Origin of the sequence: Gemella haemolysans (genome assembly GCF_012273215.1) — a bacterium.
Lineage (GTDB): Bacteria > Bacillota > Bacilli > Staphylococcales > Gemellaceae > Gemella > Gemella haemolysans_A.
Genome location: NZ_CP050965.1, coordinates 1,402,793 through 1,425,672, shown reverse-complemented (window position 1 = coordinate 1,425,672; position 22,880 = coordinate 1,402,793). Strand labels below are relative to the sequence as shown.

Annotated in this window: 15 protein-coding genes and 1 pseudogene; 12 read left to right on the top strand and 4 right to left on the bottom strand. The window is 32.7% G+C overall.

Translation table 11 applies throughout. The annotated features are described in order from the left end of the window. Positions 1–8 precede the first annotated feature (8 nt). The 3 genes from FOC48_RS06780 to FOC48_RS06770 are packed head-to-tail and all read right to left on the bottom strand — an operon-like array spanning position 9 to position 1,388. Entirely contained in the window at positions 9–452 is a 444-nt protein-coding gene (locus tag FOC48_RS06780) for a DUF1307 domain-containing protein (RefSeq protein ID WP_003147280.1), read from the bottom strand. Positions 453–476: 24 nt separating this feature from the next. Next, a complete protein-coding gene (locus FOC48_RS06775; RefSeq protein WP_003147279.1) occupies positions 477–920 on the bottom strand; it encodes a DUF1307 domain-containing protein in 444 nt (147 codons plus the stop codon). 24 nt (positions 921–944) lie between these two features. Further along, positions 945–1,388: a DUF1307 domain-containing protein gene (locus tag FOC48_RS06770; RefSeq protein ID WP_003147278.1), complete on the bottom strand. Its 444-nt coding sequence runs from the start codon at positions 1,386–1,388 to the stop codon at positions 945–947. A 289-nt stretch (positions 1,389–1,677) separates the two neighbouring features. On the opposite strand from FOC48_RS06770, the gene hrcA reads away from it, so the two are divergent. From hrcA to FOC48_RS06735, 7 genes are all read left to right on the top strand, one after another. Continuing rightward, the gene (hrcA, locus tag FOC48_RS06765; protein WP_003147277.1) at positions 1,678–2,691 is read left to right on the top strand and encodes a heat-inducible transcriptional repressor HrcA; all 1,014 of its coding nucleotides are present in this window, start codon (positions 1,678–1,680) and stop codon (positions 2,689–2,691) included. Between the two features lie 13 nt (positions 2,692–2,704). Further along, positions 2,705–3,274, top strand: a complete 570-nt coding sequence (gene grpE / locus FOC48_RS06760) for a nucleotide exchange factor GrpE (protein WP_003147276.1) — start codon at positions 2,705–2,707, stop codon at positions 3,272–3,274. A gap of 248 nt (positions 3,275–3,522) precedes the next feature. After that, the gene (dnaK, locus tag FOC48_RS06755) at positions 3,523–5,346 is read left to right on the top strand and encodes a molecular chaperone DnaK (RefSeq protein WP_003147275.1); all 1,824 of its coding nucleotides are present in this window, start codon (positions 3,523–3,525) and stop codon (positions 5,344–5,346) included. A gap of 219 nt (positions 5,347–5,565) precedes the next feature. Beyond that, on the top strand, positions 5,566–6,717 hold the full coding sequence (gene dnaJ, locus FOC48_RS06750) for a molecular chaperone DnaJ (RefSeq protein ID WP_003147274.1): 1,152 nt from the start codon (positions 5,566–5,568) through the stop codon (positions 6,715–6,717). 135 nt (positions 6,718–6,852) lie between these two features. After that, positions 6,853–7,800 carry an HD domain-containing protein gene (locus FOC48_RS06745; protein WP_003147273.1) on the top strand — a complete coding sequence of 316 codons (948 nt, stop codon included), beginning with the start codon at positions 6,853–6,855 and terminating at the stop codon, positions 7,798–7,800. Between the two features lie 29 nt (positions 7,801–7,829). After that, positions 7,830–8,891 (top strand): hypothetical protein, encoded by a 1,062-nt coding sequence (locus tag FOC48_RS06740; protein WP_003147272.1) that lies wholly within the window; start codon positions 7,830–7,832, stop codon positions 8,889–8,891. Positions 8,892–8,975: 84 nt separating this feature from the next. After that, positions 8,976–9,836 (top strand): S66 family peptidase, encoded by an 861-nt coding sequence (locus FOC48_RS06735; RefSeq protein ID WP_003147271.1) that lies wholly within the window; start codon positions 8,976–8,978, stop codon positions 9,834–9,836. A gap of 18 nt (positions 9,837–9,854) precedes the next feature. Here the strand turns inward: FOC48_RS06735 and FOC48_RS06730 are convergent, their stop codons facing one another. After that, positions 9,855–10,718, bottom strand: a complete 864-nt coding sequence (locus FOC48_RS06730; protein WP_003147270.1) for an NAD(P)-dependent oxidoreductase — start codon at positions 10,716–10,718, stop codon at positions 9,855–9,857. Between the two features lie 162 nt (positions 10,719–10,880). Here FOC48_RS06730 and FOC48_RS06725 point away from each other — a divergent pair, with 162 nt between their 5' ends. The 5 genes and pseudogenes from FOC48_RS06725 to FOC48_RS06705 all read left to right on the top strand — a co-directional run bounded on the left by FOC48_RS06725 (position 10,881) and on the right by FOC48_RS06705 (position 22,750). Further along, positions 10,881–11,783 (top strand): 1,4-dihydroxy-2-naphthoate polyprenyltransferase, encoded by a 903-nt coding sequence (locus FOC48_RS06725; RefSeq protein WP_003147269.1) that lies wholly within the window; start codon positions 10,881–10,883, stop codon positions 11,781–11,783. 85 nt (positions 11,784–11,868) lie between these two features. Next, the gene (locus FOC48_RS06720) at positions 11,869–12,375 is read left to right on the top strand and encodes a YceD family protein (protein WP_003147268.1); all 507 of its coding nucleotides are present in this window, start codon (positions 11,869–11,871) and stop codon (positions 12,373–12,375) included. Between the two features lie 32 nt (positions 12,376–12,407). Then, positions 12,408–12,584 carry a 50S ribosomal protein L32 gene (rpmF, locus tag FOC48_RS06715; protein ID WP_003147267.1) on the top strand — a complete coding sequence of 59 codons (177 nt, stop codon included), beginning with the start codon at positions 12,408–12,410 and terminating at the stop codon, positions 12,582–12,584. Positions 12,585–12,705: 121 nt separating this feature from the next. Continuing rightward, a pseudogene (locus tag FOC48_RS06710) lies at positions 12,706–14,045 on the top strand (ISL3 family transposase). A 494-nt stretch (positions 14,046–14,539) separates the two neighbouring features. Beyond that, positions 14,540–22,750, top strand: coding sequence for a MucBP domain-containing protein (locus FOC48_RS06705; RefSeq protein WP_172497911.1), 8,211 nt, complete (start codon positions 14,540–14,542; stop codon positions 22,748–22,750). The last annotated feature ends 130 nt before the right edge of the window (positions 22,751–22,880 follow it).

Here is a 22,880-nt window from a genome sequence, read left to right as displayed (position 1 = left end):
ATAAATTGTTATTTTTTCTCTACGCCACCAGCTTTTTTGATATTTTCCTCAACGTAGCTTAATTTTCTTTCTTCACCTAAAGAAGAACCTTTAAGATGTAGACGATCTTTATCTTTATCAAAATCTATTTTAGAAAAATCTAAATCCCATGTAATAACTACTTTGTCGTCTTTTTTCTCTACATTATACGTAAGACCTTTGATATCTTTATTTTGTTCATCAATTGATTTTTTGATAGATTCAAAAGCAAAATTACTATCCGCTCCAAGTTCTTTAATATTAGATATAGTTATTATCTTGTTTACAACATCTCCTTTATAAATAATAGTTGTTTCATTTTCTTGACCATTTCCAAAAGTTGTAGTATATACTTTTGTTTTTTCACTAGAACATGCTGTAAGTAAGAATAATGTTGCAAGTAATGGTGTAATTAATTTTAATATTTTTTTCATTTTTTCACCTCAATATAATTTGTATTATTTTTTCTCAGTAGCGCCTTCTTTTTTGATATTTTCCTCAACATAACTTAATTTTCTTGCTTCATCTAAAGAAGAAGTTTTAAATTCTAGACGATCTTTATCTTTATCGAAGTCTATTTTGTCAAAGTCTAAATTCAAAGTGATTATGACCTTGTCACCTTTTCTTTCTACATTGTATGTAACACCTTTGATATCTTTGTTTTTTTCATTAACTGTTTTTTTGATATATTCAAAAGCAGACTCTGTATCTGTACCAAGATCTTTAATATTAGCTACAGTTTTTATTTTATTTACAACGTCACCTTTATAAGTAATAGTTGTTTCATTTTCTTGATTATTATTAAAAGTTGAAGTATATACTTTTGTTTTTTCGCTAGAACACGCTGTAAGCAAGAATAGTGTTGCAAGTAATGGTGTAATTAATTTTAATATTTTTTTCATTTTTTCACCTTAATATAATTTGTATTATTTTTTCTCAGTAGCTCCTTCTTTTTTAAGATTATTTTCTACGTTACTTAACTTTCTTTCATTTTCAAGTGTGGCAGAACCTGATAGATGGATTCTTCCTCTATATGTTTCAAAATCTAGTTTATTGTAGTCAGTTTCAGTAGTAAGAACAATTTTTCCATCTTTAATTTCAGCAGAGCGCGTATATCCATCGAAATTTGGTTTCTTTAAAAAAGATTTTTTGACTGTTTCTAGAGCGCTATCTAGGTTTGAAACATTATCATTTAGAGTTGAAACAGTAATGACTTTATTCACTGTATCGCCCTTATAATAAATAGTAGATACATGTTCTTGATTATTACTTGTTTCTGTATAAACTTTTGTCTTTTCCTCGCTACCACAAGCTGTTAATAATAGTGCAAAAGATAAAAGTAAGGCACAGAATTTTAATATTTTTTTCATTATAACACCTCTTATTCTATTGTATTAGTATCTATTATATCACACTAAAATAATAAGTGAAAATAATAAGTTAAAACGTTGATTTACTTTTTAACTTTAATTTAATAATATAAATTAAAATTACAAGAACAGTTATTTCAAGTTTTTGTTGCATAAAAAACAAAAGTCAAAAAAAGTCAAAAAACTTTTCGAAAACCTATTGACTTATTTTGACCTTAATGATATTATTATATATGTGATTAGCAGTCAGATACTTAGAGTGCTAAAACACAAAATTGGAGAATAGGTGATGACGATGTTAATAGATAGACAAGTACTCATTCTTCAATCTATAGTCGAAAATTTTATTACGACTAATCAACCTGTAGGTTCTAAGCAAATTGCTCAAAATATTGATTTCAGTTCGGCAACGATAAGAAATGATATGAGTAAGTTAGAAAAAGAAGGATTGATTAAAAAGACTCATATTTCATCAGGTCGAGTACCTTCGGAAAAAGGTTATCGCTATTATGTAGATTATATAAAAAAAGATTATGAACTATCGAATAGTGAGAATGAAAAACTTAAACAACTTTCTGGTGATGATATAGTCTCAGAAAATAACTATCTAGAAAAAAATGCAATAGTACTATCGGACTTAACTGATTGTACGGCGGTGATACTAGCCCCGACAAAAACGGATAGGCGCATTAATAAGATAGAGGTTATTCTTCTGAGTAGTCGTAGTATTCTCGTTATTTTAGTAACAAATATAGGAGAGGTATTCCAACAAAACTATAAACTTGATGCAGATTTCACCGCAGAAGATATAGGGGAGATTAATAAACTTCTTCAAAGTTACTTCTATGATGTGGATATGGCAACAGCTCACGTAATGATTCACGGTGAGTTAGAAAAATATCTAAAGAATAAAGTTAACAACTACGATATGATAGTGGTAGCTTTAAACAGATTGTTGCAAAATAAAATTAAAAAGACTGTAGCATTAGGGGGTAAGTACAATTTACTTAAACAACCCGATATAGACAATGTAGAAAAATTAAAAGAAGTAGTATCGCTCTTAGAAGATGATAAGATAGTCGAGCTTCTAGATAATAATGAAGTAACAGACAAACCATCTATTAAAATAGGAACTGAGCTTAAGCTTGGGAATATAGATGATCTTTCATTAGTGTCTAGTAGTTATAACACATCTAAAGGTCAAGGTGTAATAGCCGTATTTGGACCAAAGAGAATGGACTATTCGAAAATCATGACACTTATAGCTTGTGTTCGTGATAATTTAAATAATAATTTAAAATAATTAGGAGGTAGAGATGGCTACTGAAGAACAAAAAGAAACTCTACAAGAAGAAGTAACAGCAGAAGAAACTGTTGAGACTGAAGAAACGACAGACTCTGAAGAAGTAGTTGAAAAAACTGCAGAAGAGTTATTGCAAGAACAAATTGAAAAACTGCAAGAAGAAGTAAAAGCGTCAGAAGACAAATACTTACGACTTTACGCAGAATTTGAAAACTTTAAACGACGTAAGAATCAAGAAATTGAAACTATAAATGCTTATAAGAGTCAAAAAGTAATTACAGAAATCTTACCAAGTTTGGACAATTTAGAACGTGCTTTACAAGTTGAGTCAACTAATGAAGAAGTACAAACAGTTTTAAAAGGTGTACAAATGGTATACGAAGGATTACAAGCAGTACTTAAATCAGAAGGTGTTGAACTAGTAGAAACTGAAAATGCTCAGTTCGATCCAAACTTCCACCACGCAGTAATGCAAGGAGAAGAAAGTGACAAAGAAAGCGGAGTAATCTTAGATACATTCCAAAAAGGTTACAAACTAAAAGATAGAGTAATCAGACCAGCAATGGTTAAGGTTAACTCGTAATTATTAATCCTTAGTTTTTTGGAACCTAGAAGGTGAAGAAAAAAGTTAGGAGTAAGAATCGCACAGCTACACCAAGAATGAGGAGCGTAGCAACGAAATGATTGGTATGTAGCCACTGCGTAGAATATTTTCAGTGTAAAGCTGAAAAGCATTTAAAAAAGTAATATAAGACTTTGTTAGAGTGAAATAATCATTTTAACAAATAAATTTGAAAATATAGTTATTATAAATTTAAGGAGGACAAGAATATGTCAAAAATTATAGGTATCGACTTAGGAACAACTAACTCATGTGTATCAGTATTAGAAGGTGGGGAAGCTAAAGTAATCCCTAACCCAGAAGGTAACAGAACTACACCTTCTGTAGTAGCATTCAAAGGTGATGAAATTCAAGTAGGGGAAGTAGCAAAACGTCAAGCAATTACTAACCCTAACACAGTAATTTCTATCAAACGTCACATGGGTACAGATTACAAAGAAGATGTAAATGGTAAAAAATACTCACCACAAGAAATCTCAGCAATGATTTTACAAAACTTAAAAGCAACTGCTGAAGCCTACTTAGGTGAAAAAGTAACTAAAGCTGTTATCACAGTACCAGCTTACTTCAACGACGCTCAACGTCAAGCAACTAAAGACGCTGGTAAAATCGCTGGATTAGAAGTAGAACGTATTATCAACGAACCTACTGCAGCAGCATTAGCATACGGATTAGAAAAAACAGATGTAGATCAAAAAGTATTAGTATTCGACTTAGGTGGTGGTACTTTCGACGTATCTATCTTAGAATTAGGAGATGGAGTATTCGAAGTATTAGCTACATCAGGAGATAACTTACTAGGTGGAGATGACTTCGACCAAGCTATTATCGACTACCTTGTAGATGAATTCAAAAAAGAACAAGCTATTGACTTATCACAAGATAAAATGGCAATGCAACGTCTTAAAGATGCAGCAGAAAAAGCTAAAAAAGACTTATCTGGTGTAACTTCAACTCAAATTTCACTACCATTCATCTCAGCTGGAGCTAACGGACCAGTTCACTTAGAAAACACATTAACTCGTGCTAAATTTGATGAACTTACTCACAGCTTAGTAGAAAGAACATTAATTCCAACTCGTCAAGCTCTTAAAGATGCTGGATTAAATCCAAGTGAGATCGATCAAGTAATCTTAGTTGGTGGATCTACTCGTATCCCAGCAGTACAAGAAGCTGTTAAAAAAGAAATGGGTAAAGAGCCTCATAAAGGAGTAAACCCTGACGAAGTAGTAGCTATGGGTGCTGCTATCCAAGGTGGAGTAATTACAGGGGACGTTAAAGACGTAGTATTATTAGACGTAACTCCATTATCATTAGGTATTGAAACAATGGGATCAGTTATGACAGTATTAATTCCAAGAAATACTACAATCCCAACTTCTAAATCACAAATATTCTCTACAGCTGCAGATAACCAACCAGCAGTAGATATCCACGTATTACAAGGTGAACGTCCAATGGCATCTGACAACAAAACTCTTGGAAGATTCCAACTTTCAGATATACCACCAGCACCACGTGGAGTACCTCAAATCGAAGTTACATTCGATATCGACAAAAATGGTATTGTAAATGTTACAGCTAAAGATCTTGGAACTCAAAAACAACAAAAAATTACTATTGAATCAAGTAGTTCATTAACAGATGAAGATATCGATAGAATGGTTAAAGAAGCAGAAGCTAATGCTGACGCTGATGCTAAACGTAAAGAAGAAGCTGATGTACGTAATGAAGCTGATCAACTTTCATTCCAAGCAGATAAAGCATTAGAAGAAGCTAAAGATAAAGTAGACCAAAGCTTATTAGATAACATTAAAGCTAAAAACGATACATTAAAAGAAGCTATTAAAAACAATAACTTAGAAGAAATTAAAGCTGCTAAAGATGAATTAAACAAAGCTGTTCAAGAAATGACTATGAAACTTTACGAGCAAGCTAATGCTGCAGCTGGAGCTCAAGGAGCAGATGCAGGAGCAACTTCATCTAACAACGATGATGATACAATCGATGCAGACTTCACTGAGAAAAAATAATTAAATAAATAGTCTAAGGGAGTTACCCACAGGTTATAAATTTTGAAAAAGTTTATATGGGAACTCATAGACGCAGTGGTTTATTGATATCTAAATTTGCTTTATAAAAGCTTTTAGATATCTAATAAACTTTGCGGGGGTGACTCGACAAAATCGATTTCTCCGAAATCACGATTTTTGAGTCACTCCCTTTGTTAAATAATTATAGGAGAGATTAAGATGGCTAAAAGAGATTATTATGAGGTACTTGGCGTAAGTAAAAGCGCAAGTGCAGCTGAAATTAAAAAAGCATATCGTAAATTATCAAAACAATATCACCCAGATATCAACAAAGAGCCAGGCGCTGAAGATAAGTTCAAAGAAATTTCAGAAGCGTACGAAGTACTGAGTGACGATACTAAAAAAGCTCAATATGATCAATTTGGTCACGCAGCATTTGAAGGTGGAGCCGGTCAAGGTGGATTTGGTGGCTTCGGTGGAGGTTTCTCTGGATTCTCAGGTGGTTTTGATGACCTTGGAGATATTTTCTCAAGTTTCTTCGGTGGTGGAGGATCACGTCGTAATCCGAATGCCCCACGTCAAGGAGAAGACTTATTACACCGAATTCGTATAAGTTTTGAGGATGCCGTATTCGGTACGAAAAAAACTATTAAAATTCGTAAAGATGTAGAATGTGACCACTGTCACGGAAGTGGAGCGAAAGATTCTTCATCTGTAAACACTTGTCACAGATGTAATGGTAGTGGACAAGAAGCGGTAATTCAAGATACTCCATTCGGACGTATGCAAAGTCAACGTACATGTTCTGAATGTCAAGGACGAGGTAAAATCATTAAAGATAAATGTGCTCATTGTTTCGGTAAAGGATATAATAACCGTGAAGTAGAATACGAAGTAGAAATTCCAGAAGGAATTAGTTCAGGACAACGTGTTCGCCTTCGTGGTAAAGGTGGAGCAGGAGAAAATGGAGGTCCAGCAGGTGATTTATTCATAGAGGTAATCGTTGCTGAGGATTCATACTTCCACAGAGAAGATGATGACATCTACACTGAATTAAAACTTTCTCCAGCACAGGCTGCTTTAGGAACAAAAGTTGATGTTCGTACATTAACAGGTGAAATTGAACTAAATGTTCCAGCAGGAACACAACACGGACGTAAATTCCGTCTAGCAGGTAAAGGTGTTAAAAGCGTTATGGGATATGGTCAAGGGGATCACTATATCGTTGTATCTATTGAAATTCCTAAAAACCTATCAACAAAAGAACGTGAGTTATACTTAGAACTTGCTAAATTAAATAATGAAAAAGTTGAAGAAGAGGAAAGCTTCCTGGATAAGGTAAGTAGAAAAGCAAAAGATCTATTTGACTAATAAGATGAAAAGCTCAGAAATTTCTGGGCTTTTTTTCTATTTTATAGAGTATTATACTATATTTATTTGAATTTTTTTGTAATACAAAGTAAAATATAATATGGATATATAATATACAAAAGAAGGAGTGAGGAAATGTTCATAAGCGATTTTAAGACTGATCAAGAGATTAGTATGTTTTTATTATTGGATAATGTAATTCGTGGAATTGCGACAAGTGGGAAACCGTATTTAACATTATATCTGAAAGATAAAACTGGTAGCATTGATGGGAAAATTTGGGAAGTTAAAGAAGAAGATAGTGAAAACTTAAAAGCTGGTAAGATGGTTTATGTAGAAGGGACGGTTTTAGATTATCGTGGAAAACTACAGTTGAAAATTAAAAATTATCGAATGGCTACAGAAAATGACAACATTGATATACAAGATTATATTCAAACAGCACCAGTACCAAAAGATGTAATGATAAATGAATTAAATTATTTCTTAAAAGAAATAAGTAATGAGAACTTAAGAACAGTAACAATTGAATTGTTAAATAAATATAAAAAACAATTCATAAGTTACCCTGCGGCTAAATCAATGCATCATGATTTTTATTCAGGACTGATTTACCATACAACAACAATGCTGAAAATAGCAAAAGCATTGGTGGGAATTTATCCATCGTTAAATAAGGATTTATTATATAGTGGTATTATTTTACATGATTTAGGGAAAACTATAGAACTTAGTGGACCTGTAGGAACTTCTTATACATTAGAAGGTGAGCTATTAGGGCATATAGTTATTATGAGTGATGAAGTAGCTCGAATGGCTGATAAATTAGGTATTGAAGCTGAAGAAATTACATTACTTAGACATATGATTCTTGCGCATCATGGTAAGTATGAATTTGGTTCACCAAAACTACCTATGATTAAAGAAGCGGAGATTATTCATTTTATTGATAATATCGATGCTAGAATGATGATGTTTGAGAAAAACTTAGCGAATGTAGAGCCTGGAACATTTAGTGATAAATTATTTGGACTAGAAGGAAGACATTTCTACGTCCCTACGTTTGATAGAGAAGATAATTAAAGAAAAAAATTATAGAAAGAAAAGAAAGTATGAACAAAGGAATAAAATATATATTAGGTTTTGCTGCGGTTTTCGTTGCGGCTGTAATATGTGTGTTTGGAATTATCAAATACGAAGAAATGCAAGAAGGAAGTACAACTAATAATAGTGCTAACTTAGGAAGTGTAGATGGAAAACAATTGGATAAAGAGACTACAATAATTATTGAAAAACTTTCAACATTAAATGATATCGATGCTCTTAATTCAGAATTACACTTATCACAAGCTGTAATTGATATCTTGAAAAAATATGCACCGACTGTAAGTTATGCGGTAGATAACAGTGAAGGATATGATGTAATCTATTTCCGTTTAGGTGGATATTATGCTAATCGTCAAGTTAATGATGTAAATAAAATTATCGGTTCTTATAAAGTTGATGGTGGAAAATTAACATCAACAGGAGATGACTTAGATAAGATAGGTTCTAAAGTTAATGGTAATGATAAGTTAAAATGGAATAACATAAACGTAAATAACAAAGACCATGATAAAGATGCTGCAAAAGCTATTGCTGATAAATACTTTAGCGTTAGTTTAGGTGGAGGTATAGATAATATGATTGGATTATTTGGTTATTTATCAGATTTCAGTAAACATGTAAGAGATGCTCAACTAGGTATGAATGTTGTGCCAATGTCATTAGCAGAAATAACAGATATTTATAATACTGCTTCTGCGGAAACATTTAGTGCTGAACAAGTTTATAAAAAAGTAACATCATTACAATATGCTAAATATAAAGAAATTGATGATAGTTATAAAGGAAATGAAGCCAAATACAATAAGAGTGTTGGAAACGGAGAAGTTGTTTACTTCAAGAAAGATAAGATGTACCTTGCTGTATTTGGTGGAATCGGAGGAATGAATCCAATATCTCCTGCAACACCAGATAAATTTAAAATAGAAGGTGATAAAGTTATCGTACCTTTAATTGATACCTCAAGTGGTGGAAGACAATCAGGACAAATGGTACTACGTCTAAATAATAAAAAATATGAAGGCGGACAAAGTAGATCTAAATATTATGTAGAAAGCGTAAGTAAATAGGTTATAAAAATATTATAAAAAGTAGAAGATAGGATTAAGTCCTGTCTTTTACTATATATATATGATAAGGAAGACTAGTAAGGTATGATATTAAATATAAATGATAAAATAGCATTAGTAGTTTGCTCAAACGGAAAAAAAATTGAAGATAAAGCGAGATTAGAAAAATTAGAGGGTATTTTAGTTGAGATGGGTTTAGTACCTGTCTTTACTAAATATATCTATAGAGATAAGTATGGGCGTGCCGCAAGTCCACAACTTAGAGCGGATGAACTAATGTCGTTTTATAGAAATAATGAGATTAAAGCAATCTTTGATATTTCTGGTGGAGATATTGCTAATGATGTCTTGGAATATATAGATTATGACGTAATAAAAGAAAACTATAAACAATTTTTTGGATATAGTGATTTAACTACAGTGTTAAATGCATTAGTATGCAAAACAGATAAGATAAATTATTTATATCAGATTTTAAATATTATAGAAAATGAAGAAATACGAACAAGTTTTGAGAATACATTTTTGAAGAAACAAAACTCTTTATTTGATGTTAACTGGAGATTTTTACAAGGAACAAAAATTGAAGGTGAAATTGTTGGAGGAAATATTAGATGCTTCTTGAAATTAGCTGGGACAGAGTATTTTCCAAAAGTAGAAAACAAGGTGCTTTTCATAGAAGGATTGGGTAGCTCAATAGAAGGTTTACTAACACATCTTGCTCAATTGAAACAACTAGGAGTATTTGATAAAATTTCAGGATTATTAATAGGAACTTTCACAAAAATTGAAAAAGAATTTTCTGTTGAAGAAATATTTGAAATTATTCAGGAGTATATACCATCTTCTTTATCAGTAGCAAAAACTCAAGAGGTTGGACACGCAAAAGATTCAAAAGCGTTAAAACTTGGAGGAAAAATATATATTAAAAATGAGTTGATCTAGGCGATCAACTCATCTTTTTTATAGTTTATACCATTTAGAAATTGCTTGAGTTCCGTTTGTGTTACGAACTTCTTCTTCTAATTCGTTGTAAATTTTGTAGGCTGTCTCAAGTCCAGGGAGTTTGATATTCATTTTTTCACATTCTTCTAAAGCAAGTTTCATATCTTTAATAAAGTGGTGAGTGAAAAATCCCGGTTTGAAGTCTCCGTTTAGGATACGTGGTCCATATGAAGTCATTGAGAAACTTCCGCCTGAACCTGTTGATACTGTTTTGAAGAACGAGTCCAAGTCTAGACCAACTTCCTTAGCAAATTTGAAACTTTCTGCAACAGAAATCATAGTAGTAGCTATAGCAATTTGATTAGCAAGTTTTGTATATTGCCCTTTTCCTGCATCTCCGAAATAAGTAATGTTTTTACCTAGTTTTTCAACTAATGGAAGAACGATTTTTTCAAATACTTTCTTGTCCCCACCAGCCATGATAGACAATGTAGCATTTTTTGCTCCGATATCTCCTCCAGTAACTGGTAAATCAAGTGCGTATCCTCCAACTTTTAGAAATTCGACACTGATTTTTTCAGCGAGTGTAGGTGAAGAAGTAGTCATATCTACGAAGACTTGCCCCTTTTTAGCTGTCGTAATTAATCCTTCTTTACCTAAATATACTTCTTCAACATCTTTAGGGTAACCAACCATAGTGAATATGACTTCGGCAAATACTGATGCATCTTTAATCTCTTTAAGAAGAGTTGCTCCACGTTTTACTAAGTTGTCAGTTTTACTCTTTGTTCTGTTGTAGACGAAAAGTTCATGACCTGCATCTAATAAGTGTCCAGCCATGCTCTCACCCATAACTCCTGTTCCAATCCATGCAATTTTCATAATGAGTTCCTCCATGTATAATAATATTTCTTTTTTAATTATACCATAAAAATTGAAAACGTTATAATTCGTTGTTTGAATAAATAGGGAAAGAATTTTAATAACATCGAAGAGAAATATATGATATAATATTCAAAGTAATAAGATAACTAGGAGGATGTTGTGAATAAAAGTAAATTAAAAGAATTTTTTATGTGTACAAGACCACATAGTTATCCAGCATCGATAGCACCAGTTTTGTTCGGGGCTACGTATGCATTGGGATATGAGAGTAAATTCTCAATTTTAAAATTTATATTGTTTTTACTAGCATGCTTGTTAATTCAAGCTGCGACTAATTTATTCAATGAGTATTATGACTACAAACATGGATTGGACAAGGTCGATTCAGAAGGAATATCTGGTTCGATAGTGAAGGGGAATCTAAGACCTAAAGAGGTTATGGTAGGAGCCTTAGTATTATATGCACTAGCATTTGTACTGGGGTTAATATTAACTTTTATGACTAGTATGTATGTACTAGTGGTTGGTCTAGTGTGTATGCTTGCTGGATATTTTTATACTGGAGGAAAGTATCCGATAGCTTATTCTCCGTTTGGAGAAGTTGTCTCTGGATTCTTCATGGGAACAATAATAATAGCTTTATCGTTTTATTTCCAAACCGGATATGTTAATGCTGATATTATTGTCGTTTCATTGCCTTTATTCATCATGATAGGAGCTATTTTATTAGCGAATAATATACGTGACTTAGATAATGATAAAGAATCTGGAAGAAGAACCTATGCAATATTAGTTGGAAGAAATAATGCGATTAAAACAATGGCAGGTAGCTTCATCGTGGTATATTTACTAAATATTTTATTTATAGTTACTAAATATGCTTCATGGTGGAATCTGCTAGTGCTCGTTACTATTCCTTTAGCGATAAAAATAATTAAAGGTTTCAGTGCGAACAATCACAAAAAAACAATGGCACCGTATATGGTGCTAACAGCTAAGTTAACGATTTTTGTAGGATTCATTATGTCGTTAGCAAATATACTGAAATATATAATGAATTAAAAAATATTAAAAGAGTCAACTTTTTTTGTTGACATCTCAAACTAAAAGATATATAATAAATAATGTGTTTATGAGGTGATATTTAATGAAATGGTTAAGATCTTCGTTATTCAAAAATAATAGTGATACTTTTGTTTTTGAAGAAAATATAAATGTTAAAGTAGCACACTATGATAGCTCTCTAAAAGATATTAGAGACGTTGTTGTTAGTGGAAAATTAACTCGAGGTGGACAAGATAAAATCTATGCCGATCTATTAATTAAAGGTAACTTCGAAATGATTTCAGGAAAAACACTAAAAGAAGTTGTTGTTCCATTTGAAGTCGAAGAGAAAGAAGAATACGTTGATAAATCTGTATTTGCAGGTGAAGAGATATCCGATGTTAATTTAATGGATATGTATATTGATTTAACACCTTTAGTGAATGAGCTTATAATTTTAAATATTCCAATAACTACTTCTGATGAAGAAGAGCTTGAGATGGTTTCTGGTAACGACTGGGAATTAGTTTCTGAAGAGTCTTTAACTGATGTTAAAGAAAAGAAAGAATCACCATTTGCAGCTCTTAATGGATTATTTAAAGAACAATAAGAATTATTTAAAATAATTGGAGGAAATTAACTATGGCAGTTCCTTTTAGAAGAACATCAAAAACAGCTAAAAGAAAAAGAAGAACTCACAAAAAACTATCTGCACCATCAATTACTATCGATGCAACAACTGGTAACTACGTAATGGGTCACCGTGTTGATAGAAAAACTGGTATGTACAAAGGTAGACAAGTTCTAGACGTTAAATAATTTAAATATTACCAAACCCTAAGGAGGTGTCCTTAGGGTTTTTTATTTTTATATGCAAAAAGACAAATATCCAATATAATTAAAGTGTAGAAAAATAATTAACTAAGAAAGGCTATTTGTCATGAATAATTTTATCACAAATTTACTATTAATAAAAGACCAAAATATAACTATGGAGGATAAACTTGATCTAATCAATGTAGATGGTCAAGATACATTCGTATTTCATGGGACTTTATCATATAAACCAAAGTGTTGTACAAACTGTGGTTGTATAAAAGAAGGAAATAATATAATTAAAAATGGATTTTGAGATCCATTAAAAATAGCTTTATTAAAGATGTCAGAATGCCCTACATACCTTAGACTAAAGAAACAACGCTTCAAATGTAGAGAATGTAATTCTAGGTTTTGTGCTGAAACATCATTTGTACAAAAGCACTGTAGTATATCTAAAAATCTTATATTCCACATTATGAAGAATCTTTCTAAGACACTATCATTTAAAGATATTGCTGAATTAAGTAATGTATCAGTATCTACAGTAGTAAGAGTAATGAAATCATGTAGAGAAGCAGTAGAAGTTAAGACTCATTCAAACTTGCCAGAACACCTATGTTTTGATGAAATAAAATCAACTAAAGATAGTAAAAATAGTATGAGCTTCGTATTCTTAGATGCTAAAACACACGATTATATAGATATTGTAGATGGTAGAACACAACATATATTGAAACAATACTTTATGAGATACCCAAGAAAAGTAAGGAAGAAAGTAAAAACGATCTGTATAGATATTTACCCACCCTATATAAATATGATTAGAGAGGTGTTCCCTAACGCTAAGATAATTATAGATAGATTTCACATGGTTCAAAATATTAATAGAGAATTAAACAAAGCTAGAGTAAAACTAATGAATCAATATAAGAATAAAAAAGGCTCTACTTACACTATTCTAAAAAACTTCTGGAAGGTAATATTAGAAGATAGAGATAAAGTAAATTCAATAAAAACATTCTATTCTAGAAGCTTTAAACGTTTTGTAACTAGAAAAGAAGTATTAGATTATATATTAGCTATAGATGCTGAATTTACAGCTAGCTATGAGAGAGTACATGAGATTAGAGAGGCTATTAAGACTAAAGATTCAGTAGAATTAGAGAAGTATATAGATATTGATACTAAAGGATTATCTAAAGGTGTGGCTAAAGCTATAAATACTATGAAAAAGCACAAAGAGTATATGCTTAACGCTGTTAAATATAAGTATTCTAATGGTCCATTAGAAGGATTTAATAATAAAATAAAATTACTAAAGAGAGTATCATAAGGATATTCTAGCTTTAGTAATTTCAGATTACGCATTTTAATTATGTCTAGATTATTTGTTTCTGAATATAAAAATAATGTTAAACTTAGTGAAAGTAAGAAAAATCTAAGCAGCAAAATGCCGCCTAGATCTTATTTCCTATTTTTCTCCATGCCCCGAACTTGACAAAGATTCTAAATCTATTAGGTTAGATAATATAAAATTATGGATATTAATTATATATAATGTAGAAAATTTTTATGAAGACTATTATAGTTTTTTAACTTTAAAGTGGTTATAACTAGCTTTCTTATAAAAAATATAGATCATGTATAAGTAGAGGTTTAAAAATATTTATTAATTCTATAAATGTATTTCTCTAGACAAATATAGTTAAATTATGTAAAATAATAATTGGCCCTAGTTTGTTAGTGTCTTCATTAATCTTTTCGAGTGGTTTTTATTTAGTTATTTTAATTAAAATTATATTTTGGGATTGATAAAAAAAAATAAAATTGATTATTTTATTTTTTTTATTTTTATAAAAATTTTATAAGGAAGTTATATTTAGTATAAGTAATATGTTTTTTGAAATGTTTATTCATGTATATCATTATTTATATTGAATTTAAAGAGGAAATATATGATAGGTAAAAATAATAGTTATTTATTCGAAGTAAAAAAAGGAACTAAAGTAGAATCTTATTCTATCAAGAAGTTTAAAGTTGGTACAGCATCAGTAGTAATCGGTGCGAGTATCTTTTTTGGTGCTGGAGCAGTACAAGCTGCTGAAGAAGTATCAAACAGCACAATTGTAGATAATACAACAAAAGAAGCTGGAAAAGCAGAAGCTGTACCAAAAGCAGAAGCAAAACCTGTTGTAGAAACTACAAAAGAAAATGTTGCAGCAGCAGTAGCAGAAAAAGTAGGAGCAGAAACTCCAAAAGCTGAAGTTAAGAAAGAAATCTTAAAAGCAAGCATCGCAACATTAGAAGAAAAATTAAAATCAGCTCAAGATGCTGACAAAGCAGCTGTAGAAGCAGCAAAAGAAGCATTAGCAACAGCTAAAGCTGTATTAGCTAATGAAGAAGCTACACAAGCAGAAGTAGATGCACAAGCACAAGCAGTGCAAGCTTTAAGCCAAGTAGTAACAGAAGCTAAAACTCAAGCTTTCGACAAAAAATTAGAAGAGAAAAAAGAAGCTTATCAAAAAGAAAAAGAAGCAAAAGCTACAAAAGAAGAAAAAGAAGTAGCAGCAGCTAAAAAAGAATTAACTCAAGTAGCTTCAGAAGCAGAAGTAACTAACACACTTGCTAAAACTGAATTAAGCAAAAAAGACTTAAAAGTAGAAGCAAAACCAGCAGTACAAGCTGCAGTAGTGAAAAACGAAGAAGCATTAAAAGTAGCTAAAGAATTATTAGGAAACGACAAAGCGACTACAGAACAAATCGCTAAAAGTTTAGCAGAATTAAGCAACTCTATCAAAGCTGTTTATACTCAATTAGAGAACGCTGGAGCTAAACGTAACGGCAAATTCGATGTGGCATTAGCAGAAGTTGAAACTGAATATTTGCAGGATGCATCTACAGAAACAGGGAAAAAATGGTTAGCGGATCATGGATACACTTCATTAACAGATATTCCAATTAAAACAAAGGAAAGAAATGGTGCTGAAATTAAGAATCTTAATGGACAGATTCAATGGTTAGATTTTGGGGATAAGAAAGCATGGACTAAACTTAAAGAAAATGGTCAACTTCAAGTAGGATCAGTTTTTGAAAAAGAAATAATCCCAGGATATACAGTTAAATTAACTGTAAAAGAATTAAAACCATTTGATGCTACTGATGTATATAAAAGACGTGTGGCAGGGACCGTATATCAAAATAGCTATAAACCGGATGGAGAAAATAGAGTAGATGCAAATAATGGGAGGCCAACAGTAACTGGTATAGGCGGTGTGCCTCAAGGATATTGGTCAGAAACTAAAAAATCAGGATTGGATACTGGAAAAGCAAAAACAACAATTGGTGGTGTTGGTGCTAATGGTGACGGTCAGAATGGAACTGTAGCTGGTGTAAAATTTACAATAGAAGCTAAATATAATGGGAAACTTATAAAACCAAGTATTGTTATGACTTCAGGGGAACAAATTGCGGAGCATGAAACTGAAATTTATACAACTAATGGTACACCTTGGGATCTTCTTGCTTTGATAGGGCATGGGCAAGCTAAACATTACCTACCTTTAAATAAGTTTAATAGACTATTTGATCTAAGAAGTATGGAACGTCTTGGAGATAAAGCGTTTGTAGATGCTTTGGCTGCTGGAAAGTTTGCTACGCCAGACTCTGCTACGGCAGGATTAGGATCTCAAGTATTTGGTGGATATACAAATATAGATGGAAGAGCAACGCCGATTGTATCCTCAAGTAATGTAACAGAAGTAGGTTTCTATTTGCTGACTACAGGACAGCAATCATCTATGCTGGGAATTAAAATTTCTGATTATGGAGATTTACCAGAATCGTATGGAGAAGTAGAGCATTATTTAAAAACTAAGACACTAGATTCTGTTACAGGAGCAGAAAAGCAGATTCAACAGCCATATCTAGGAACAGTAAAAGCTGATCCTGAATCCACTCCGGGAAGAAATATATCTGGAGAAAATTCTGATGATGAGACAGATTATGCTGATGAAGGTGTAGATCAGTTAATGCCTTCGGATTTTATTGTAAGAAATAAAGAGACAGGATTATCTGCGATAAGACCAATATTAGGTCCAAATAATACACATAAAATCAAAATAAAGGCTTCAGCTAATGGTAATGAAAATTTTAATGGTCCATTAGAAAAAGCTTATGTTCGTGGTTTCATTGATTTCAATAATAATGGTAAGTTTGATCAAGGTGAAGAATCGGATATCAAAGAAGTAACAGGTAATAATCAAATAGTTGAACTTACTTTCCATAATACGCATGTAATAGATGAAAATAATGATATTATAAAATTCAGGGTACGTATAGCTACCGATAGAACTCAAGTTGAAAATCCAACAGGGATTGCATATTCAGGAGAGGTAGAGGATAATCAAGTCCAGGTTACTAATCCACCACGTGGGGATTATGAGGAAACCACAGGGAAACAAGGTGATAAACAAAGAATTTCTTTTGAATATATTAGTCATAATAAAGGTGATGAGCCGGGAGACTTAGGGTCTAAAAATGGTAGTGTTACATTTAATTCATATGGAAAAATAGACTATACACAGGAACGAAATTCTATTACTGCTGAAACAACTAAAACAGCACAAGGTGGGGTAAGAATTGTTAATGAAACAGGACAACTTGTTACTAACCTAAATGTTCCAGGACAAGGTACATATGAAGTTTCGGATACAGCTGTTACATTTACGCCAGATCCAGCATTTGTAGGGAAAGCAAGTGGAGTTGTATTACGTGCTGTAGATGCAAATGGACAAAGTACTGGTTGGGAAGCAGTAACAGATGGGGATGTATTAACAAACACTAATAACGGGGGGCATTCTGCAGGAAATAATAAATCTATGGATGCAGTATATGTACCAATTGTAGAACCAAAAGAAATGACGGGGCATTCGAAAGAGACAACAGGACTTCAAGGTAAAGAACAAAAAGGAATACCGTTATTCAAGGTAAATGCAGGAAGAGAAGCAGAGAGAATAGTTAGTCCAAGTACTCAATATATAGCTAAGTTAGTAGATCCAAAATCAGGAAGTATAATTAATGAAACCTCTATCACTGTAGAGAATGAGGGAACATATACAATTGTACCTGAGACTGGAGAAGTGAAATTTCAACCACTATTATCATTTAAAGGTACTGCAGGAGGAGTTACTGTAGAATTGACAGGACCTGTGGGATTTGATAAAGATGGAGTTCCTTCTTTATCAACAGCAAGAGCAAAATATATACCAACAGTAATTGCTGTTAGTCCAACTGCTGAAGCAGCTACTTCAACTGGAATTCAAGGTGAAGTTCAAACGGGGAAACCAATATTTAAGAAAGGTCATGAAGAAGTTTCAATTAAAGAAAATTCAATTAAATTACTAAACTCGGATGGTGATGAAGTAACAGAGACTCCTGCATTAGGAGAAGGGAACAAGGAAGTAGGAAAATACACAGTAGACTCTAGTACTGGTATTGTAACATTTACTCCTACAGATAAATCATATATTGGAACAGTTGTGCCAGCTCGTGTCCAAGCAAAAGATATAAATGAAACTAAAGTTGAAACAAAATATACGCCATCTATTGTGGGAGTAAAACCACAAGCATCGCCTGCTACTTCAACTGGAATTCAAGGAGAAATTCAAGAAGGAACAGTGACATTTACCGGAGGAAAAGCAGTAATTGGAGATGTAGAGAAATCTGTACCGATTAAAGTTGGTTCAAGTAAGTTAATAGGTAGCGATGGAACAGAAGTAACGGAAGTTCCAGCTTATGCAAATGATGGTGTAAAACAAGATGGTGTAAAACAAGTAGGAACTTATAGTATTACTCCTGGAACTAATAAAGTAATCTTTACACCAACAGATAAAACATACACAGGAACTGTATTACCAGTTGATGTTCAAGCTGAAGATGAGAATGGAACAAAAGTAAGAACAACATATACTCCACATATTTTAGGTGTTTCTCCAACGGCAAAACCCGCTGTCTCAAAAGATATACAAGGGAAGGAGCAAACGAAAGAAATATTGTTTAAACCCGGTAAAACGACTATTGATGGTGTAGATAAAGAAGTTCCATTAGATAGTAGTACCTTTAAGTTGCTAGATGAAAATGGACAGGAGAGAGATTCTGTTCCAGCAAAATCTTCAGATGGATTAAAAGAAATAGGGACTTACAGGATAAATGTAGTAGATAATAAACCTTTAGTAGTATTTACTCCGTCAGATAAAACATATACGGGAGAAGTTAGAGAAGTAACTATTCAGGTGAAAGATACAAATGGTTCAAAAGTGACAACAACATATACACCTACAATAGTACCTGTTAGACCAATATCAACTCCAGTAAGATCAATAGGGGTTCAAGGATTACCTCAAGAAGGGACTCCAATATTTACGGCAGGAAAAGCTATGATTAATGGTGAAGAGGTAGAGGTACCACTTAGTACTAAAGCACCTAAATTAGTGAATCCTGAGACAGGATTACCGATAGATGAAAAATCTATAAAAGTGCCAAATGAGGGGACTTATACAATTGATGAAAATGGTAAAGTAACCTTTACGCCAGAGCCACAGTTTACAGGAGTAGCGAACGGTGTTGAAGTTCAGCGTGAAGATCAAAATGGTACATCAGTTAATGCTAAATATACACCAACTGTTAAAGGTGTAACACCAACATCTAAGGATGTAACATCAATTGGGGATAAAGGAGAAAAACAATTTGGAACACCTGTATTTAAAGCGGGAAGTACAACTATTAATAATGAAAAAGTAGAAGTTCCAATCGATGAAAATGTTGCTCCAAGACTTGAAGGTGCAGATGAAGAAGGAAAAGTTGTAATACCAAAAGAAGGTATATACACTATCGATGCGACTGGTAAAGTAACATTTACACCAGAAAATGATTTTGTAGGAGTAGCAACAGGAGTAACCGTTAAACGTGTAGATAAAAATGGAACATTAGTAACAGCTACGTATACACCGACAGTACTAGGAAAAACTACTACAGAAAATGTAATATCAGAAGGTGCTAAAAATCAACCTCAGTCTAATACTCCATTATTTAAAGGGGATATCGATACTACAGTACCTCCTACATTCGAAGATAAAACTAAAGAAAAAGTAATTTCAGGTCAAGGGACATATACTATTAATGATGAAGGTGTAGTAACATTTACACCAGAAAAAGATTATGTGGGAACAGCAACTGCAGTAGAGGTAGTTCGTAAGGATAAAAATGGAAGAACTATTAAAGCAACGTATACACCGACTGTTCGTCCAGAAACTAAATACGTTACTGTAGAAAATAATGGAAAAGAAACAGAGTTAATCCCTACAAAAGATGGCAAGTATCCAGAAGAGAAAATAGAAGGATATAGAGTTATTAAGACTGAAACGGATGAAAAAGGTAATACAAAACACTTCTACGAAAAAGTAAATACATTCTTCAAAGACAAAGAAGGAAATATAATTCCAGGATTTGATCCAGAAGAAGGAACAGTAGGCAAGAAAGAAGTACCAGAGTACAGATTTGTAGAAAGTAAAAAACTGCCAAATGGAGACACAGAACATGTCTACGAAAAAGTTAAGACTTACTTCAAAGACAAAGAAGGAAATATAATTCCAGGATTTGATCCAGAAGAAGGAACAGTAGGCAAGAAAGAAGTACCAGAGTACAGATTTGTAGAAAGTAAAAAACTGCCAAATGGAGACACAGAACATGTCTACGAAAAAGTTAAGACTTACTTCAAAGACAAAGAAGGAAATATAATTCCAGGATTTGATCCAGAAGAAGGAACAGTAGGCAAGAAAGAAGTACCAGAGTACAGATTTGTAGAAAGTAAAAAACTGCCAAATGGAGACACAGAACATGTCTACGAAAAAGTTAAGACTTACTTCAAAGACAAAGAAGGAAATATAATTCCAGGATTTGATCCAGAAGAAGGAACAGTAGGCAAGAAAGAAGTACCAGAGTACAGATTTGTAGAAAGTAAAAAACTGCCAAATGGAGACACAGAACATGTCTACGAAAAAGTTAAGACTTACTTCAAAGACAAAGAAGGAAATGAGATTCCGAAATATCCAAGTGAGCCAGGAACAGTAGATAAGAAAGACATCCCAGAATACAGATTCGTAGAAAGTAAGAAACTGCCAAACGGAGATACAGAACATGTCTACGAAAAAGTAAATACATTCTTCAAAGACAAAGAAGGAAATGAGATTCCGAAATATCCAAGTGAACCAGGAACAGTAGATAAGAAAGACATCCCAGAATACAGATTCGTAGAAAGTAAGAAACTGCCAAATGGAGATACAGAACATGTCTACGAAAAAGTTAAGACTTACTTCAAAGACAAAGAAGGAAATATAATTCCAGGATTTGATCCAGAAGAAGGAACAGTAGATAAGAAAGACATCCCAGAATACAGATTCGTAGAAAGTAAAAAACTGCCAAATGGAGATACAGAACATGTCTACGAAAAAGTAAATACATTCTTCAAAGACAAAGAAGGAAATGAGATTCCGAAATATCCAAGTGAACCAGGAACAGTAGATAAGAAAGACATCCCAGAATACAGATTCGTAGAAAGTAAGAAACTGCCAAACGGAGATACAGAACATGTCTACGAAAAAGTAAATACATTCTTCAAAGATAAAGAAGGAAATGAGATTCCGAAATATCCAAGTGAGCCAGGAACAGTAGATAAGAAAGACATCCCAGAATACAGATTCGTAGAAAGTAAAAAACTGCCAAATGGAGATACAGAACATGTCTACGAAAAAGTAAATACATTCTTCAAAGACAAAGAAGGAAATGAGATTCCGAAATATCCAAGTGAGCCAGGAACAGTAGATAAGAAAGACATCCCAGAATACAGATTCGTGGAAAGTAAGAAACTACCAAACGGAGATACAGAACATGTCTACGAAAAAGTAAATACATTCTTCAAAGACAAAGAAGGAAATGAGATTCCGAAATATCCAAGTGAGCCAGGAACAGTAGATAAGAAAGACATCCCAGAATACAGATTCGTAGAAAGTAAGAAACTGCCAAACGGAGATACAGAACATGTCTACGAAAAAGTAAATACATTCTTCAAAGACAAAGAAGGAAATGAGATTCCGAAATATCCAAGTGAGCCAGGAACAGTAGATAAGAAAGACATTCCAGAATACAGATTCGTAGAAAGTAAGAAACTACCAAATGGAGATACAGAACATGTCTACGAAAAAGTAAATACATTCTTCAAAGACAAAGAAGGAAATGAGATTCCGAAATATCCAAGTGAGCCAGGAACAGTAGATAAGAAAGACATCCCAGAGTATAGATTCGTAGAAAGTAAGAAATTACCAAACGGAGATACAGAACATGTCTACGAAAAAGTAAATACATTCTTCAAAGACAAAGAAGGAAATGAGATTCCGAAATATCCAAGTGAGCCAGGAACAGTAGATAAGAAAGACATCCCAGAGTACAGATTCGTAGAAAGTAAGAAACTACCAAATGGAGATACAGAACACGTATACGAAAAAGTAAACACAGTGTTCAAAGATAAAGACGGAAACGTGATCCCAGGAACAACAACAGAAGTAGGTGAACAACCTAAGAAAGATATTCCAGGATACAGATTCGTAGAAACTAAGAAACTTCCAAACGGAGATATCGAACACGTATACGAAAAAGTAACAACTTCATTCAAGGATAAAGAAGGAAAAGAAATTCCAGGAAATCCAACAGAAGAAGGAACAACACCTAAGAAAGATATCCCAGGATACAGATTTGTAGAAACTAAGACTCTTCCAAACGGAGATGTAGAACATGTATACGAAAAAGTAACAACTCCAACACCAGCAACAGTAATTACAACATGGACAGATGAAAATGGTAACCCATTAAAACCATCTGAAAATGGAGCTAAAGGTGAAGGAACATTTGAAGGATACGAGTTCGTAAGAACTGTAGTAGACGAAAATGGAAATGTACGTCACATCTTCAGAAAAGTAACAGCAGCTACTCCTAAAGCACAAGTTAAACGTTTAGCTAACACAGGTAGCGAAACATCTAACACAGCGGCAGCAGGATTCAGTGTATTACTTGCAGGAATTGCAGCGGCAATCAGAAAACGAAAAAAAGAAGACTAAGATTTAATCATCAGTCTAAAATAAAGAATCACCCTCGATATATTTCGAGGGTGATTTATTGGTTTATTGTAAAGGTCCTTTGTTGGATAATTTAAAATAATATTTATAATGGTATTAAGGAATACTAATA